Annotated in this window: 12 protein-coding genes; 11 read left to right on the top strand and 1 reads right to left on the bottom strand. The window is 43.3% G+C overall.

The features are described 5' to 3' along the window. The first annotated feature begins 21 nt into the window (after window positions 1-21). From DEO27_RS16875 to DEO27_RS16865, 3 genes are all read left to right on the top strand, one after another. Entirely contained in the window at window positions 22-1707 is a 1686-nt protein-coding gene (locus tag DEO27_RS16875) for a RagB/SusD family nutrient uptake outer membrane protein (protein ID WP_112567786.1), read from the top strand. A gap of 79 nt (window positions 1708-1786) precedes the next feature. Beyond that, window positions 1787-2818, top strand: coding sequence for a DUF1735 domain-containing protein (locus tag DEO27_RS16870; RefSeq protein ID WP_112567788.1), 1032 nt, complete (start codon window positions 1787-1789; stop codon window positions 2816-2818). Window positions 2819-3161: 343 nt separating this feature from the next. After that, window positions 3162-4130 carry an alpha/beta fold hydrolase gene (locus DEO27_RS16865; protein ID WP_112567790.1) on the top strand — a complete coding sequence of 323 codons (969 nt, stop codon included), beginning with the start codon at window positions 3162-3164 and terminating at the stop codon, window positions 4128-4130. 8 nt (window positions 4131-4138) lie between these two features. Here the strand turns inward: DEO27_RS16865 and DEO27_RS16860 are convergent, their stop codons facing one another. Beyond that, on the bottom strand, window positions 4139-5308 hold the full coding sequence (locus DEO27_RS16860; protein ID WP_146749970.1) for a hypothetical protein: 1170 nt from the start codon (window positions 5306-5308) through the stop codon (window positions 4139-4141). A 309-nt stretch (window positions 5309-5617) separates the two neighbouring features. Here DEO27_RS16860 and DEO27_RS16855 point away from each other — a divergent pair, with 309 nt between their 5' ends. The 8 genes from DEO27_RS16855 to DEO27_RS16820 all read left to right on the top strand — a co-directional run bounded on the left by DEO27_RS16855 (window position 5618) and on the right by DEO27_RS16820 (window position 19127). Continuing rightward, entirely contained in the window at window positions 5618-8116 is a 2499-nt protein-coding gene (locus DEO27_RS16855) for a glycoside hydrolase family 9 protein (protein WP_112567794.1), read from the top strand. 3 nt (window positions 8117-8119) lie between these two features. Continuing rightward, the gene (locus tag DEO27_RS16850; protein ID WP_112567796.1) at window positions 8120-9688 is read left to right on the top strand and encodes an AGE family epimerase/isomerase; all 1569 of its coding nucleotides are present in this window, start codon (window positions 8120-8122) and stop codon (window positions 9686-9688) included. Between the two features lie 645 nt (window positions 9689-10333). After that, the gene (locus DEO27_RS16845; protein WP_112567798.1) at window positions 10334-10924 is read left to right on the top strand and encodes an RNA polymerase sigma factor; all 591 of its coding nucleotides are present in this window, start codon (window positions 10334-10336) and stop codon (window positions 10922-10924) included. A 78-nt stretch (window positions 10925-11002) separates the two neighbouring features. Continuing rightward, window positions 11003-12025 carry a FecR family protein gene (locus DEO27_RS16840; protein WP_112567800.1) on the top strand — a complete coding sequence of 341 codons (1023 nt, stop codon included), beginning with the start codon at window positions 11003-11005 and terminating at the stop codon, window positions 12023-12025. Window positions 12026-12243: 218 nt separating this feature from the next. Continuing rightward, complete coding sequence (locus DEO27_RS16835) at window positions 12244-15702, top strand: TonB-dependent receptor (protein WP_112567802.1); 3459 nt, start codon at window positions 12244-12246, stop codon at window positions 15700-15702. An 18-nt stretch (window positions 15703-15720) separates the two neighbouring features. Continuing rightward, window positions 15721-17217, top strand: a complete 1497-nt coding sequence (locus tag DEO27_RS16830; protein ID WP_112567804.1) for a RagB/SusD family nutrient uptake outer membrane protein — start codon at window positions 15721-15723, stop codon at window positions 17215-17217. Between the two features lie 105 nt (window positions 17218-17322). Continuing rightward, entirely contained in the window at window positions 17323-18555 is a 1233-nt protein-coding gene (locus DEO27_RS16825; RefSeq protein WP_190295112.1) for a cytochrome c3 family protein, read from the top strand. Window positions 18556-18770: 215 nt separating this feature from the next. Beyond that, window positions 18771-19127: a hypothetical protein gene (locus DEO27_RS16820; protein WP_112567808.1), complete on the top strand. Its 357-nt coding sequence runs from the start codon at window positions 18771-18773 to the stop codon at window positions 19125-19127. Window positions 19128-19471: the final 344 nt, after the last annotated feature.

The raw sequence follows: 19471 nt of genomic DNA, 5'->3' as shown, positions 1-19471 counted from the left end.
TTAAAATTTGATTGCAAGGAAATGAAAAGAAATCGATATACAATAACAATGCTGGCCCTGGGTACCCTGCTTTATTCATCATGTAAGCACGATTACCTGGAGGTGCAAACCATTAAGGCCGACATTACCACCGATAAGTTGTACTCAAACTATACCTATGTGCAGCAACAGATGTGGAACACATACAGTTACCTGCCCGATGGCATAAGTAATCTTAACCTTGAAGGGGCTACTGATGAAGCGGAAGCTACCAACTCGGTTGATCCTGTACAGGTATTTAACTACGGTACCTGGAACCAGTACACCAACCCCGACAATGTTTGGGCAACTAATTTCGATGGCATCCGCCAGGCAAATCTTTATCTTAAAAATAAGGACAAGGTTGATATCAACTACATCAAGGATAAAATTACATCTACAGATTCAACCACTTATTATAACGCCCGCAATAACGTTAAGTTTATGGAAGGCGAGGCCCTGTTTTTAAAGGCCTACTTTTACTTTGAGCTGGTAAAACGCTATGGTGGTGTCCCTATTTTTGAGCAGCCGCTTGATTATAATGATCCAAACTCATGGAAAAACGTACAGCGTAACTCGGTTGATGAATGTATCAAATACATTGCCTCATTGTGTGATAAGGCTGCCGCTATTATCCCGGCCAACCTTTCGCCGTATTCATGGTATGAGTCTGGCCGTGTAACCAATGGCGCTATCAAAACTTTGAAGGCAAAAGCCCTGCTTTACGGTGCAAGTCCGCTGTTTACCGCAAATGGTTCAACTACTACCTGGGCACAGGCTGCTTCGGCGGCGCACGATGTAATTGCAATGGGCAGTTATTCGCTCGATGCTAATTACTCCAACCTTTTTGGCGCCAATAATACTTCATCGGGTGAGGCTATCTTTTTCCGCAGGTATGGCGCCATGAATCTGATCGAATACAATAACTTCCCTATTGTATTTCAGAACAGTAATGGTAACAGCATTACACCGGCCGAAAACCTGGTTAGCGATTACGAAGTACTTGTGAAATCAGGAAGCACCATTACCGGTTCGGTTCCGTTTGACTGGACTAATCCGGCCCATGCTGCTGCTCCTTATACTAACCGCGACCCACGTTTTGCGGCAACTATTGTGTACAATGGTGCAACCTTTAAGGGTACTGCTATCCAAACCTATTTTGGCGGTAACAGTGGTTTGCCTAAGCAAAATGCTACCAAAACAGGTTATTACCTGTCAAAATGGGTTAACCAATCTGTCGATCTGATCAACAATACAACTACCAATCATGCCTGGATGTATTTCAGGTATGCCGATGTTTTGCTGAGCTATGCCGAGGCCATGTTTAATGCTTACGGTCCAAGTGCCGATCCGCAGGGGTATGGTATGACAGCGCTTCAGGCTATTAACAGGGTAAGGCAGCGTGTACAGATGCCTGCGCTTACTGCGGCCCAGCTAAATCAGCAGGCTATTGAGCATGAGCGTAATGTTGAGCTAAGCTTTGAAAATAACCGCTTATGGGATGTGCGCCGGTGGAAAAAAGGTGTAAGCTATTTCAGCAAGCCGGTTAACCGCATTGACATAACCAGTGCAGGTGTTTACACGGTTAAGAAACTTGAAGACAGGGTGTTTTCTGCCAAAATGGAATGGTATCCTATACCGCAGTCAGAGATTTCAAAAACAGGCTGGACACAAAATCCGGGCTGGTAGATACGTGCAGTCCCATTGCTTTTAAATCAAGGCGATGGGCTGTTGAATGATTTAAATTAATAATGTAAAAAATATTTTCATGAAAATTAATGCATCATTAGTAAGGCTTTCGGCAGCATGCCTGCTGCTGGGAGTTGCAGGCTGTAAACAGGAGCACCTTAATGGGGTAAAGTCAAACCCCGATGTAAAAGTATACCTGCCCGATTCTGAGAAACCTGATGGTTTGGTTGATGTTATGGCCGGAAGCTCACTTAAAGTTGATAGCGCAACCAGTACAGTTAATTTTTCTATCCCGGTTTACCGCGGTGGCGAGTCAAACTTTGAAACGCTGACAGTTGATGTAAGTGCCGATAATACGACTATAGCAGGTTTGGTTACAGCAGGTAAATTACCTGCCAACACGGTTGCGCTTGATCCGGCTGATTTTACACTGGCCGCAAAGGATACCGTAAAGCTGGATAATAATATTATGAAAGGGAGCATCACCCCTAAAATAAAAATTGCCAGCCTGAGTAAGTATGATGGCAAAATAGCTGCCCTGGGTATCAAAATTGCAAACTCATCAAAGCAGGAAGTAAATACCGATATGAATAAGGCTATCATTTACTTCAGCGCAGCCGACCTGATTGACGCCATTACCCCTAAAACCAATTTGATAGATAATACCAAATGGCAAATTTACCACCGGGGTGACGGCGTAACCTTTAAGGTAAACGCCGACGGTAGTGTACTGGCAACAGGCGGTAACTGGGGCCAGCAAGGTATAGTTCAGCCTGTTCAGGTAAGGGCCAACAAAAAATATAAAATTGATATGACCGTAGCCGGCTCAGGTGCTACCGATTGCTGGTTTGAGGTTTATGTAGGCCAGGGTGTACCTTCTGAAGCAAGTGATTATGCCGATGGCGGTACCCGTATTGCGTTGAATACTTGGAATGGTTGCGGTAAATCGCCCTTTAATGGATTATTGTCGGCAATATCATGTGCAGGTAGCGGTAACGTGGTATCATTTCCTACAAGTGGTACTGCTTATGTGCTTATCCGTTCGTGTGGTTCAAGTCTGGGAACAACAGGTATCAAAATCACTAATGTCGATTTCCGAAGGGTGAACTAAGATTGTTATAAGAAATAGCCAACCGATTCTCAATGATAAATTGAGATTTAGTTGATTAGTATAAGCTCTATACTATGAAGCGCCCCGGGATGAGATCCGGGGCGCTGTTTTTTTAGGGGGAAAATGTCGTTTTGACACTGGGGAATCTTATACTACAAATTGGTAAACCAGCAAGCAGGCTTTTATAGCCCATAAGATTTCTCACTCGTGCCTCGTTTCGAAATGACAATTCTTATTAATAATGTAAATTTCTGTCCCTTGGGACACTCTCGCAGAAACCCGTGAGGTTCCTTGCAGCATAACTATCATTTAAATTTCTATTTTAGTTGTTCCAAACAAAAGCATGAAACACTTATACATCATCATAATATTATTCTTAACTGCAACCCTTGCAAAGGCTCAGGTAAAACATGTTGACAGCTGGACCGACGGCAAGTACGTTACTGTAAATGGAGCCAAGCTATGGGTAGTTACGGTGGGAGAGGGGGATCCGATTATTTTTATAGCCGGTGGCCCGGGTGGTACCCATTTGGGGTTGCGTAGTTTTGATTCGTTGGCTAACAATCATCACCAGTTAATTTATTTCGACGCATTGGGGCGTGGAAAGTCTGATTCGGCTAAGAATGTTACAGAATATAGCCTTGCGCGTGACATTGATGACATAGAAGGCTTGCGTGTAGCTTTAAAATTGGATAAAATCACCGTATTGGGTCATTCGTATGGTGGGGTGGTAGCACAGGGCTATGCCATTAAATACCCTGCACATTTGAGCCACCTTATTTTGGCCGATACCTTTCATAGTTTTGTAATGTGGCAGGAAAACGATGATAACTCCAACCATGAAATAAAAACCAACTACCCCGAAGTTTGGGAAAGATTGATGAAGATCAGGAATGAAGGAGCTGTATCCAGCGATCGGGATCATCAGGCCATATACAGCGAAGTGCCTTACGGGTTTTTATATGCGTATAACCCCGGCAATTTTGAACCCAAGAAAGGAGTAAGCCACCGCTATTATCCCAACCCGCACTATAGCCAGGTTTACTATCAGATGGTTGGTAAAGACGGCGATTTTATTGTAGGCAGCGATATAGGCAACTTTGATTACCGCAAACAGCTTAAAGATCTGAAAATGCCGATCCTGATTGTAACCGGCCGCTTTGACCGGGTGGCAACACCATGGATGGCGGTTAAATACAAAGAGTACTGCCCGCAGGCCCAATTCGAGATTTTTGAAAAATCCGGCCATAACCCACAGGTTGAAGAGCCGGAAAAAGAATTCGCGGTTATCAACGAGTTTTTGGCTAAGTAAATACCGGTTTAACCTGGCTGAGCCGTACCTCCATTACCGGTATCTCCTGTAGGTTTGTCCGCGGGTGGTGGCGGCGACGGCGGCTCATTCCCAACCGTGGTAGAATCGTGTTGCTCTGTCGGCTGATCTTTGGTAGGCTCAGTAGCTTTCAAACCTGCATAAGTACCGGCGCTTATCCCCATCATTAACAGAATATTGTTGTCAAAATCGGCCAGTAGGTTTGATGATATTGTTCTTTGGATAAAGATCAGTCCAAACAAAACATTAAACATCACATTTTGGAGACGCTGGATGTTGATGCTGCTCCTGTCGGACAGGATATCATGAAAAAAGCCTTCGCTGTGTGCTTTGGGATCAATATCTGTTTTAGGTTTCTGGTCGTTTTCGATAACCTTGCCCGCGGCCATAGTTGCGGCACTGATACCCAGGATAGCCAGTAATGAACCCGGAATATCGGGCAGAGCCCCGGTTTCGTTACAGATGTACAGATACGCGCCGGAAAAGATCACCGTCCAGTATAATAATTGTGTACGGCTGAGGCTGTAGTAAATATTGGCATCGTCTTTTAAAATATTATTCTTCAGGCCCATCGCCAGGAAGCCGGCCATAACAACAGCCATTATCCATACCCAAACCCGGTTTATTTTTTGTTTAACCTCAAGCTGGGTTTTAATCAGGCCTTTGGTGATATAGCCATGCGAATCGCCGACCGAAAAATATACGGGGATACGGGCCTTATCAATAGATTTGCTGGCTAAAAACTGAACGGCAAGGTTTTGTACAGATTCATCGATCTTAAAATAAATGATCTTTTCATAGTCGTTACTGCTCCAGAAGGCAGTTTCTCCTACCTTAATGTCATCTACATAAAGTGTTTTGAATGAATCGATAGGCAGTTTGGTTTTTATCCTGATGGCAATGATCTCGTTAAGCCTGGCCGAATCCTTTCGTCCACTTAAATTAGTAATGCTTAATATCGAATCGGGGAGAGTGGCAGTTTTAAGGGAATCTACTTTAGTTGAGGCAATTTTTGTACTGTCCCCTGCTCCTGTTTGGGCGCAGGCACATATGGGAATCGTCAATAACGCACTTGTTGATAGCTTAATTAGTCGTTTTTTAAGCGAGCGGGGAATTAGTGACAGCAGCGCCACTAAGGCAAAAACTAATAATAAGGCCATGGGTTGGATGATTGTTGCCTACTCTTTGATCCCTTTTTCGGCACACAGGTATTATTGGTAATCAAATTTAATTAATAAATGCACAAAATGAATACCCGGTGATAGGTATTTTTATTTTTAAATATCTGGTATTTAGTATTTTGTGTTGGTGTTTTTTCGTTTTGCTGGCCGCGACGGCATGTAAAATCTGTGTTATCGTATAAAATCAGCAACAAAAGGTTAATATATCATTACATGGTGCCTTTACTGTGGCGTTATTTTTAGCCGTGCAAAAATCGTATTGCATATTACCGGCTAACCATTATCCCCATGAGATTTAAATTTACCTTCACCGCCATTGTTGCTGCCTGCTGTTTATTTCCCTGTTTTTTGAGTGCGCAGGTTAAGCCTGCTGCTAATTTAATGAAGCTTAACGCGCAGGAGTATCTTGAATATAAGGGCGTAAACGTGATGCTTGCCCATGATTTTTATCCCGAAGGGCATCAGGGCGGTGTAGGCATCATCCAAAATGGGCAGCGTGTAGCTACCAATGGCGATATCAGGCTGGAACCTACACCCGGGCAATGGTCGCCTATACCTAAGGTAGGTAAGCGGGTGGTAAACAAAAACACCGGCGAGGTAAGCGTACGCATGGAATTCCCCAATCCGGATATGAACCGTCATGGCTTTAATCCTATTATTTACCCCGATCTGAATTTTGCTTATAACATCAGGGTAATTCCTGCCGGGAAGGCTTTTAAAATTATAGTGGATTTAGATAAATCCCTACCCGATAACTGGATTGGTAAGATTGGTTTTAACCTGGAGCTGTTCCCCGGTATCCTGTTTGGCAAATCGTATTATATGGATAAGCAGTTTGGCATTTTTCCTCAGCAGGCCAACGGGCAAACCTATACTGATCAGGAGGGAGAAATCCAGGTAAAGCCGATGGCAGAGGGTAAAAAGCTTACCATAGTGCCTGAAACTGATATGCAGCGAATGACCATCGAAAACCTTTCGGGAGGTAACCTGCAACTGCTTGATGGCAGGGCTAAGCACAACAATGGCTGGTTTGTGGTAAGATCATTAGTGGCTAAAGGAGCATCGAAAAATGCTGTAGAATGGCTGGTTACCCCAAACGCGGTAGATGGCTGGCAATCGGAACCTGTGATACAGGTATCGCAGGTAGGATATCACCCTGCACAGCAAAAGATAGCGGTTATCGAGCTGGATAAGAATGATAAAAAGGTGCTGCCCGTATCATTATTAAGAGTAGGCGAAAACGGCGGGTTGATCCCGGCATTAAAAGCCAACCCTACCAACTGGGGCGACTTTTTAAGGTATCACTACCTGCAATTTGATTTTACAAAGATCACCAAACCGGGCATGTATGTGGTCAAATACGGTAGATATCAAACGGAGCCCTTCCAGATTAGCACTGACGTGTTTAAGAATGATGTTTGGCAGCCAACGCTTTCATACTTTTTGCCAATACAGATGTGCCATATGCGTGTTAACGAAAAATACCGTGTATGGCATGGCCTATGCCATATGGACGATGCCCGGATGGCGCCAATTGATTCCAATCATTTTGATGGTTATATCCAGGGGCACAGCACGCTTAATAAATATAAACCGGGCGATAATGTGCCTTTTCTTGATCGTGGGGCCTGGCATGATGCCGGTGATTTTGATTTAAGGATTGAATCGCAGGCCGAAACGGTGCACGGACTTACATTGGCTTACGAAGCTTTTGATGTAAAATATGATAACACCACCATCGACCAAAAGAACCACATTGTAGAGATTCATCAACCCGATGGCAAACCGGATATGCTGCAACAGATTGAGCATGGTTTACTGGCCATAACAGGTGGCTACCAGGCTATGGGGCGCTTTTATCGCGGTGTTATTGAGCCAACCATAAGGCAGTACACCATTTTGGGCGATGCCGCTAATATTACCGATAACAAACCTTTTGTAACCAACGCCAACAATACCGATCCCGTATTGAAAACCCCTGCCGCGGCAGATGACAGGTGGGTGTTTACAGAAGATAATCCCGGTCGCTCATTGGAAACTGCCGCCGCGCTGGCCGCTGCAAGTCGCGTAATGAAGGGGTATAACGATACACTGGCAACCCAATGCCTGCAAATAGCGCAGGAGGTTTGGAAAAACACAGCAGATCAAACCTTACGCCACCGTGTTGCTTTGGCTGTTGAGCTATTCATCACCACAAAAGATAAAACTTATGCCGATTATTTGGTTAGCAATACCGATGCGATAGCCGCTAACATTGACAACACCGGCTGGCTGGTTGGTCGTACCATGGGGTTAATTAGTGATGCAAACTATCATAACAAAATAACCGAAGCGGTTAAAAAGCTTTATGCCAATATTCAGCAGCAGGGGGCTAAAACACCTTATGGAGTACCGTACGAACCCAATATTTGGGGCGCCGGTTGGGGGATCCAGAATTTTGGGTATAAACAATATTTTCTTTACACCGGGTTTCCAACGGTTTTTAGTGATACGTATATGCTGCACGCTATTGATTTTGTGCTGGGCTGCCATCCGGGTTCTAACACGGCTTCGTTTGTATCCGGTGTTGGCGCAAGGTCAATGACTACGGCTTATGGCTTTAACCGGGCAGATCGTTCTTATATTCCCGGGGGGATCACATCTGGCACGGCGCTTATCCGTCCCGATTTTCCTGAACTGTTGAACTGGCCTTACCTGTGGCAGCAAGGCGAATATGTTTTGGGTGGAGGCACAACCGACTACCTGTTCCTGGTTTTAGCGGTCGATCATGTTTTAAATAAAAAGTAAGTTATGAAATTGAAGATCAGTTTGCTTGCAACTTTGATAGGCACTTCAACTATAGCATTTGCACAAAATCACAAGAGCGAAAAGCATAAGATAGCCCAAGAAATGCAAAAATCGATGGTAGATGAGTTGCTTAAACCCTGGTATCCGGCTGCTATTGATACTGCCGATGGTGGGTTTTTAAGTGCATTTACCTATGATTTTAAACCAACCGAAAACCAGGATAAAATGATTGTGACCCAGGCACGCCACGTTTGGAGCAACAGTAAAGCTGCTGAGCTTTTCCCCAGTAAAAAATATTACATAGAGGGTGCACGCCATGGCTACGAGTTTTTGCGGGATAAACTTTGGGATAAGCAATATGGTGGCTTTTATATTTTTACCGATAAACAAGGGAGCCCTAAGCAAGGTGGTTTCGCACCTAAAGAAGCTTATGGTAATTCCTTTGCTATTTACGCGCTTGCGGCGTATTACCAGGCATCTGGCGATACCAGCGCCTTAAACCTGGCTAAGCAATGTTTTTGGTGGCTGGAAAAGCATGCGCACGACCCGGTTTATAAAGGATATTATCAGCACATGGAGCGTGACGGAACGCCCATAGTGAGGGACGCAAGCATAAAATCAACTGCTGAAACGGGGTATAAAGATCAAAACTCATCTATCCACCTGCTGGAATCGTTTACCGAACTGTACGGCGTATGGCCTGATGCACTGCTCAAAACCCGTTTGAAAGAAATGCTGCTACTGGTGCGCGATAAGATCACCAACGACAAGGGTAACCTCATACTTTTTTTTCAGCCGGACTGGACACCAGTATCTTTTCGTGATTCGAGTTTGGCGGTTTATAAACAACATCATAGCCTCGACCATATCTCGTACGGTCACAACGTAGAGACGGCTTACCTCATGCTCGAAGCATCTCATGCCCTGGGTTTGGAGGATGATGCCAAAACATTAGCGATAGGTAAAAAAATGGTTGACGATGCCCTGGAGCACGGCTGGGACAATAAAGTGGGCGGCTTTTATGATGAAGGCTATTATTTTAAAGATAAACCAGGCGTTACCATTACCGAGGATACCAAAAATTGGTGGGCCCAGGCCGAAGGTTTAAACACCCTGCTTATTATGGCCGCTAAGTATCCTGCCGATAAGCACCAATACTTTGATCAATTTAAAACCCTTTGGCAATACACCCAAACCTATCTGATAGATCATGAACACGGCGACTGGTACCAGGGCGGCATAGATAAGCAACCTCAATATAAAACAGCCCTCAAAGGCCAGATCTGGAAAGGGACTTATCACACTTTCCGAGCCTTGATGAACTGTGTGATGCAGCTCGACCCTGATAAAATGCCACCGACAGCCCCAAAGCAGGTTAAGTTGATAAATGGCGTTTTGAAGTGGCAGGTATCTACGGATAATAAACGGATACTGGGTTATAACATTTACAGCAATGGCAAAAGGATAGGGTTTACACCACTTAACTACTTTGTGGCAGGTAAAAATGGTAAATTGAGTGTGAGGGCGGTGGATTTGGCAGGGAATAGTTCGGCACTGGCTAAAGCTTTATGAATGAGTAAATGAGAAATTACTACGTGGATAGATTGTAGTCAGCACAGTTTTATATAATACGCTCTCCATTTGCGTTAGGGATAGGAGCGGATACCGGCTTGTGGCTAAAGCCCGTGCAGTATGAGCGGATAGCCCGGCCGCAGGCAACGCCATTATTAAATTAAAATAAGTAATATCAATTTTGAGCAACCTCCAAATTGATATTATGTGAACTTTAAATAGTTGACATCTATTTGGTACCTCCTAAACCAGGTATATTACATTAACCTAATTACTGTTATTTCTCTTGTAAAGTTTATTTATGAAAAATCCCCACAAAATAAATATTAGATAAACACTCAACCTCCCGTTATTAAATCAAATTGCCCTATCTCCTTAACGATATTTTATCTCACTAAGCGGCAAAAATATTTGCTTTGCGTCAATTTATGGTCAATATAAATTCGCTTAAAATCGAATGAAATAACCGGAAATTCTCAATTTATTCCCTGTAAAATCAACATAGTAAATCTATTATCTCATTGTGTCAAAGCTACATAATGAGGGCTTTTATGTTAAAAGTATTACAATTCACATCTTGTTAGTTGACATAATTATTTTCAGTTTTGCCAATCATTTAACATTAATTGCCACGTTATTTAACAAATGAACGATTTTACCAGGCTGACTGAGGAGGATTTGTTGGGATTGCTGCAGCAGGATAAGCTTAGTGCGTTCAGAGAGATTTACCAGCGCTATTGGAAAAAACTGTACGGTGATGCCTACAAGCGCCTGAAAAACAAGGAGCTGTGCGAGGAAGTTGTCCAGGAAATATTTTCAAACCTTTGGCATAAAAGGCATACGCTGCAAATTAATACTACTATTGGCGGTTACCTGCACCTGGCGGTTTTAAATCAGGTGGTTGATCAGTACCGCAAACAAAGCATCCGCGCCAAACACACCGAGGCGCTTAAATTATTAAGTACCGAGACCGATACCGGAACCGAAGACGCGATCATGCTGCGTGATCTTACCCATACCCTCGAAACCGAAATCAGCCACCTGCCCGATAAGTGCCGTTCAGTCTTTGAGTTGAGCCGTAAAGAGTATAAAACTAATAAGGAAATAGCTCAATTGCTTGGCATATCAGAAAAAACTGTTGAAAACCAGATTACTAAGGCTATTAAACGATTACGCTTAAGCATGAGCCATCACTTGCTTATCACTATAGCCACACTTCTGCATAAATTTTTTTAAAAAAAATATTACATAGGTGTAGGGGGTACACTATCTCCCGTACGTCATGTGATTTATAAACCGGAATTATTTTCTTTCATGAAAGAACCTATACGCATTGATTTGCTTGAGAAATACATTAAAGGCGATTGCACCGAGGCCGAGATAGCTTTGGTAAAGCAATGGTATTTCAGCTTTGAGCAGGAAAATGATCATGTTTCGGATCTTTCGCCTGCCGAGGAAAAGCAACTGGAAGAGAATATCTATTTCAGTATTATTAGCAACCTTAATCTTGTTAACCTGCCGGCAACTGAAGAGCAGCCAAAAGTTAGGCCGTTACGCAAATGGTATGCTGCCGCGGCTGCCGCTGCAGTTGTTTTCGCCCTATCTGCTGTGGGCGTTCTATATACTCAAAAAGCAAAAGACCAACACCTGGTTGCAACCACAATAAGCGACGTGCATTTGTTTAATGTTGCCAATAACACCGGTCATATTTATAAAGTTACCCTACCCGATAGCAGCGCCGTTTGGTTAAGCCCATCGGCAAAAATTAGCTATCCTAACGCGTTTGCCGCCAACTCGAGGATGGTAAGCATATCTGGTGAATGCTTTTTTGAGGTGACTAAAAATCCTCAGCGTCCTTTTATTATCAGCAGCCGGTCGATAGTTACCAAAGTTTGGGGTACCAGTTTCCTGGTACGTGATAACGAGCAGAGTAATGTAGCCGATGTATCTGTATTGACCGGTAAAGTTTCGGTAAGCGCTAAGGGGAGTGCTATTACAACCAGGCTGACCAAGAATGAGGTGATGATCTATCCGCACCAAAAGGCGGTTTATCTGAACGATAAGCATACTCTGACTGCGCAGGCTGTTGAAGAAAAATCAACGGTAAAGCAATACCAGCGTACCCGCCTGGTGTTTGATAATAAACCGTTGAGGGATATCATCCCGGTGCTTGACTCAAGCTTTAATGTGAACATCAAGGTTGCCAGCGAAAAGCTTAACCATTATATCCTGAATGCCGATTTTGAAGGGTTTAACCTACCTGATGTGCTTGACGCGCTAAAGAAATCGCTCAACGTTGACTACGCTATTGTAAACAACCATATTGAACTTAAATAACCAATCCTATTAAACGCTCAAAATTATAAGATGCACAAAAAACTACAAACCTAAAGAAGAAAGCAAAACACACCCGAAATGATCTGCATAAAAAAACTTAGAAGTGTTGCGAGCACCCCTAAGTTTTAAGGATCAAAAGCCCGTTCCGCTAAGAACACCTCAAGGAGGTGTGCGGGCTATTAATTGTCTCATTTTTAACAAAGAAACATAACAAATATATGAATTTTCGTTTACGAAGGCCCATCCCATGGGGTAAAATCATGAAGATCACTTTTAGCCAGGTCCTGATAGCAATAATGGTAAGCAGCATGACTTACGCAAGCCCAATTAAAGCTCAGGGTATACTTAACAAAAAGGTAAATGTTACGCTCAGCAACACAACTATGCTTGAGGCTTTACAGTACCTTCAAAAAAACAATGATGTAAAGTTTATTTACAGCGCCAGCTCACTGGATGCTGATAAGCACTTTTCATTAGATATCAATAACCAAACATTAAAAACCGTACTTGACCAGGTGTTTAAAAACAATGGCATCAATTACGATGTAATGAACGATAGGGTAGTGCTTGAAAAAAAGGCTGCTACCGCGCCAACTGTTAACGCCGCTGAGCCAGGTGTGGTAATCACCGAGCAGGCTGCCGCTAACGTTACCATTACAGGTAAAATCACCGATAACACAGGTCAGCCTGTTCCGGGAGCTACCATTACCGAAAAAGGTACTACAAATGGTATCACAGCCGGTGCCGATGGTGGCTTTAAATTATCGGTTGCTGGTCCGCAATCTGTTATCGTGGTGCAGTTTATCGGCTACGCCAAACAGGAAATTGTAGTTGGTAACCAAACTGTTATCAATGTTGTATTGGCCGAAGATGTGAAAGCCATTAACGAAGTTGTAGTTGTAGGTTATGGTACCCAGAAAAAGGTAACGGTTACCGGTGCTATCAGCAGCGTTAAAGCCAGCGATCTGCAGGACCAGCAGGTTACCCGTGTTGACGACGCGCTTCGCGGTCGTGTAACTGGTGTTAGCGTTGTACAAAGCTCTGGTTCGCCAGGTTCTTCGCCTCAAATCAGGGTGAGGGGGGTTACTTCAAGGTTAAACAGCGACCCGCTTTATGTTATTGACGGTATTGTGGTTGATAACGGCGGTTTAGATAACGTTAACCCTAATGATGTTGAATCAATTGAGGTATTGAAAGATGCTTCTGCTGCTATTTACGGTTCTCGTTCGTCAAACGGTGTAATTATTGTAACCACCAAAAAAGGTAAAAAAGGTGATGCGCAGATCTCTTACAATGGCTATGTAGGTATCCAGTCGCCGGTAAGCAAAGTTAAATTGGCTAATGCTTCTCAATATGCCGCTTTAAGAAATCAGTCCAAAATAAACGATGGCGGAACAGCAATTTTCGCTAACCCTGCGTCATACGGTACTGGCACCAACTGGCAGGATCAGATTTTTGATAACAATGCGCTTATCCAAAATCATAACCTGAACATCAGTGGTGCATCCGATAAAGCTAACTATTATACTTCATTCGGTTACCTTGATCAGCAAGGTGTGGTAATGCCGGATATTTCAGGTTACAAAAAGTTTAACTTTACAGTTAACACTTCATACAAGCCTAAAAAATGGTTAACCATTGGCGAAAACTTTACTTACTCATACACCAAAAACAAAGCTTTCGGTAATACCAACAGCGTATTTGGCGGTCCGTTAAGTTCATCGTTAAACCTTGACCCTATTACTCCGGTTACTGTTAGCGATATTAATGGTCAGCCAAATGTGGGTGATTATCAGAAAGCAAACATCATCCGTAACGGACAAGGTTTACCTTACGGTATATCTGGTTATGTAGGTCAGGAAATCACCAACCCATTGGCTTATGCTCAAACTGTTTTGGGTAACTACAGCGATGCTACCAACTTATTAGGTAGCGCTTTTGTTGAAGTTGAACCAATTCAGGGCTTAAAATTAAGGTCGCAGATTAGTGCAAAACAAGCTTACTACGGCTCTGACGGTTTTACGCCTTTGTACTATCTTAACTCAAGTACATCAAATACTACAACCAACCAAACCCAGGCCTACAACAGGAACTTATCATGGAACGTAGATAATACTATTACCTATACCCGTTCTTTCGGTAAAAACAACCTGACAGCTTTGGTTGGTACAAGCGCTCAAAAAACTACTGCTTCAGGCTTGCAAGGCTCATTCTTGGGCGAACCTGCAACTTCACTTGCCGACGCGTCGATACTTTATGCTCTGCCTGCAGCTAACAGGATTGCGGCAAGCGCGCTTGGTTTAGATGATGTGCAGCCACATACCCTTGCTTCATACTTTGGCAGGGTTACTTATGATTACGATCAGAAGTATCTGTTCTCTGGCATTATCCGTCGTGACGGTTCATCTCGTTTTGGTGCTAACCACCTTTATGGTACATTCCCTGCTGGTCAGGTTGGTTACGTAGTAAGCCGTGAAGATTGGTTCCCTAAAAACACCTTTGTTGATTTCTTCAAATTACGTGCTTCATACGGTTCTGTAGGTAATGAAAGGGCACTTGGTCCGTTCAGATATGCTGCAACCATCGGTAGCGGTCGTAATGCTATTTTCGGCGATGCTGTGGGTATTGGTTACAGCCCTAACCAGCCACCTAACCCGAACCTGAAATGGGAAGAAACCCACACTACAGATATCGGTTTCGACGCGACATTGTTCAATAACCTGAGCGTAACGTTTGACGTGTACAAAAAGCTTACAAAAGGTATGTTACAAGATGTGCAGTTGCCTTCATACGCGGGTTTTGCCGGTCAGCCATCTGATAACGTTGGTGACATGGAAAACAAAGGTGTGGAGTTAAGTCTTAACTATGCTAACAAAATAGGCGAGTTTAACTACAGCGTTGGTGGTAACATTTCATATAACAAAAATACAGTTGTAAGCTTAGGCAACCAGATTGATCATTTTGTACAAGGTACAGTGCAAAGCACTACTTACGAAATTGGACGAATCACTCCGGGACAACCTATCGGCGAGTTTTACGGTTTCAAAGAGTTGGGCGTGTTCCATTCACAGGCCGAGATCAATGCTTATACCAAAAATGGTCAGCTGATACAGCCAAACGCTAAACCAGGCGATTTTAAATGGCAGGACACTGATGGTGATGGCAAAATCACCCAGGCCGATCGCCAGTTCCTGGGCAATCCGCTGCCTACATTTACTTACGGTATTAACTTTAATGCTAACTACAAAAACTTTGATATCAAATTATTTGGACAAGGTGTTTGGGGCAACAAAATTTACCAGGCTTACCGCAGGTTAGATATCCCATCTGCAAACTATCCTATTGCTGCACTTAACGCATGGACACCTGATAACAGTGGTAGTAACTACCCTCGTTTAAGTGATGCAGATCCGAATAATAACTTTAAAAATCCGTCAAATTTCTACCTGCAGAGCGGTGCTTACTTCCGTATCAAAACTTTGCAGTTAGGTTACAATTTACCGGCATCATGGCTGAAATCAGCTGATATTAAAAAGGTAAGGTTTTTCCTGAGCAGCAATAACCTGGTAACTATTACAGGCTACAAAGGCTTTGATCCGGAAATAAGCGGCGGCATTGATATGGGGCTTTATCCTCAGGCCCGCACGTTTATGGCTGGTTTGGATATCACTTTATAATAACAAATTACAATTATCATGAAATCGAAACATATTATATATACAGGGCTGGCGTTGATGGGAATGGGTGCCATGGTATCATGCAAAAAATCATTCCTTGAACTGCAGCCTAAAGGGCAGTTCTTAGAATCAAACTATTACGCAAACCCCGATGAGGCTTTTGCAGCAGTAATTGCTGCTTATGACCCTTTGGTTACCGAAACAGGTGGTATCGATAATACCTATTCAGATCCGCTTGGTGCATTAAACTCAGCTTCTGATGATTGCTTTGCAGGTGGTGGTAGTGCATCAGACGTTACTCCTTGGCAGGTGATCAACAACTATACGCTTACACCGGCGCAAGGACCGCAAAACCAGTTTTGGGCTATCAACTTTCAGGGTGTTAACCGTACCGACGTATTGTTGGAAAACTTACCTAAGGTACCGGGCCTGAGCGCCGATTTATTAAAACGTTACACTGCCGAAGGCCAGTTTTTACGCGCACACTATTATTTTGACCTGGTTAGGTTGTTTAAAAACGTGCCGTTGATCCTAAATTCATTAAACCTGACTAACGTATATGACCAGGTACAAGCTACTCCTGAAGCTGTTTATACTCAAATTGAAAACGATTTGAAAGCGGCTATCCCGGGTTTACCTGCTACCGTACCTACAAGTGATGGTGGCCGTGTAACACAGGGGGCGGCTAAAGCTTTATTGGGTAAAGTTTATCTGTACGAAAAGAAATGGGCCGATGCAGCTACCATGCTGAAAGATGTGAATACTAATTATGGCTATAAACTGTTAACTAATTACGGTGCTATTTTCAGCCCGACAAACAAGTTCAACAGCGAGTCGATATTTGAATTGGTTCACTCAGGTTCACAAAGCTATACCTGGAGCAACTGGAACCAGTTTAAATCAAACATTTATACACAAATGATTGGTCCGCGTAGCTATACAGGCCCGGTATATTACAGTGGTGGTTATGGTTTTAACCCGGTTACAACGCAGCTGGCTACAGCTTTAAAAGGCGACCCACGTTATGGCTACACGGTTGTTAATATCGATAGTTTAACAAAAGCTACTAAAACAAGCTATTCACCAAGTTATCAGAATACCGGTTACTTTATTCAGAAGTATGCGCCTGTGTTAGCTAACAAAGTTACAACCGGTACCACCGATTTGAACTGGCCTAACGACTATATTGAGATCCGTTTGGCTGATACCTACCTGATGGAAGCTGAAGCTGAACTGAATGGTGGTGGCGATCAGGGTCGTGCGCAAACTTTGCTTGATGCTGTACGTGCCCGTGTTGGCTTAGCTTCAAAACCCGCTACACTTCAAAACATCTATGATGAAAGAAGGCTTGAGCTGGCTACTGAAGGCCACCGCTGGTTTGACTTGGTACGCTGGGGACAGGCGCCAAGTGTACTCGCATTTAAAAACTTTAAAGCAGGCGTGAACGAGATATTGCCTATCCCGTTAAACGAAACGCTTAACGGTACAAAGCTTAAACAAAACCCGGGTTATTAATTAAACCTGTTTAATTAATAAAAAGGCTGTCATGTTACATGGCAGTCTTTTTATCTTTATATGGAGGGGTATCACATTGCCTCATCAATTTTTACACGTACTATTATGCTTAAGCAGCGCACATTCTTTTTGGCTTTGTTGTTACTGATTCCTTTAAGTTTCTTACTGGTACAGTGCTTTAGTGACAAACCGGAGGATCCAAGAGCTGAGATCTTCGCGGGATCGGCAAGTTGCCAGAAATGCCATAAGGATGTTTATGATAGTTACCTGCATACAGCACATTATCTTTCTTCACGGCCAACATCTGCCGAAATTGTACACGGGAGTTTCGATCCGCATAAAAACACGCTGCAATATGCTGATGGTACTGTTGTTAAAATGGAAAAGCGCAACGGCGAACTTTACCAGGTAAGCTACACCAACAATAAAGAAACTGTTGCCCATAAAATGGATATCACTTTTGGGGTAACCAAGGCGCAAACCTATATGTACTGGCAGGATAAGCAGTTGTTTGAATTGCCGGTATCTTATTTTAATACGGTACATGGCTGGGCAAATAGTCCGGGTTATGACGGCGCTAAACCGGATTTTAACCGGCCAATTTTGCAAAGATGTTTTGAGTGCCACGCATCATTTATCAGGCAGGCATCTCAACAAAATATAGATCTGCAAAACCGCAAGATCGAGTTTGAACCGGCATCCATCATTTATGGTATTGACTGTGAACGATGCCACGGCCCGGCTGCCAACCACGTGAATTATCATGAGGCTTATCCCGAAGAAAAGACCGCTAAATATATAATCCGTTTTGCGTCGCTTACCCGCGCTCAAAAAATGGATGCCTGCGGGGTGTGTCACTCAAGCAGCAAACAGGCGTTCCAGCTATCAATCTTTAAATTTAAAATGGGAGATACCCTGGCCCGATTCAAGGAGCCCGATTATTTAAATATACAAACCAACGCGGCTTCGCTTGATGTGCATGGTAACCAGAACGGGCTATTGACCGCCAGCAAGTGTTATTTAATGAGCAATATGGATTGCAGTACCTGTCATAATACGCATGTGAATAATGGCGGTAATCTTGCCCTGTACTCTAAAAAGTGTATGAGCTGCCATACCGAAGCCAATCATAACCTGTGCAAGGTTGCGCCCAAATTAAGCGCGATGATGCAAAATAATTGTATTGACTGCCATATGCCGCTTAAACCCTCAAATACTATTGCCGTTAATGATACTTCCGGTAAAAGTTCATCACCTTACCTGGTGCGTACCCATCGCATCGCTATTTATCCAAACGAGACTAAGAAGATCCTTGCATTTCTGAATACAGCCAGGTAAGAGCTTTTGCCTTGTAAATAAACAAGGATTATTGCATTGCAAAGAAGTACGACTGCCCTGTATAGCATGCGATTGCTTCGTGCCTCGCAATGACATTTTTTTTCTGCGGAACGTGACTTGTGCTAAAAGTGATTACGATCACTTTTTGAACGCGCTATCGTCATGGCACAGCTGAGTCGTTCAGGCCATCTTTGTATCAATAAAAGATAACAATCATGGCAACTTTAAAAATAAATGCTCCTGAATGGACCGCTGCAAATACCAATACCGCTAACGTTAAAGCCAATAACAATATCTGGACTAAATTAATAGCCTTTGCCGATAGCCAAGCCCCTAATAAAACCATCTGGTTTATGTTTTCTCTTGTTTCACAGGGTGTTCTTTTTTTACCTATACCTGCTTTTTTGCTTTATTACTATAATGCTCCGATAGCTATACTGGCTGTTACACTTGTGTTATTCTTTGGCAACATTATAGCCGGCATGGGTGGTTTAGGCATCCGCAGCTTACTTGGCTTGTTTGCATTCAGCGTTTTGGTACATATTACCATGTTGCTGGTATTCATGCTATAAATATCGCTTATTTTACCCCTAATTAAATAATGTGCTGAAAAGCCGCCGGGAGCGAAACCGGCGGCTTTGTTATGTTAAAAACTATAATACGTATTTTATGGTTTCAAATTCCCCGTAGGGGATACCTGTTTGTAGCAAAAATCAAATAATAACCTTTTGCCTCGTAGGGGCTACCCTGGCGAATTTGGTGAATATTGGGTTGCACCTACGGCGCAAAGTATTTTTCGAATGGTGGGCTACAAACAGGTAGCGCCTAACGGCGCAAGGTATTACTGCTTATATGTTATCGGTTTTATAGTAGGCAGGCGTTAAGGCAGGACAAACGCAAGATCTTGATGTAGAAG

It is taken from the genome of Mucilaginibacter rubeus (assembly GCF_003286415.2).
GTDB classification, from domain to species: Bacteria; Bacteroidota; Bacteroidia; order Sphingobacteriales; family Sphingobacteriaceae; genus Mucilaginibacter; species Mucilaginibacter rubeus_A.
Note: the sequence above shows the minus strand (reverse complement) of the source record. Positions and strands in the feature narration are given on the sequence as shown.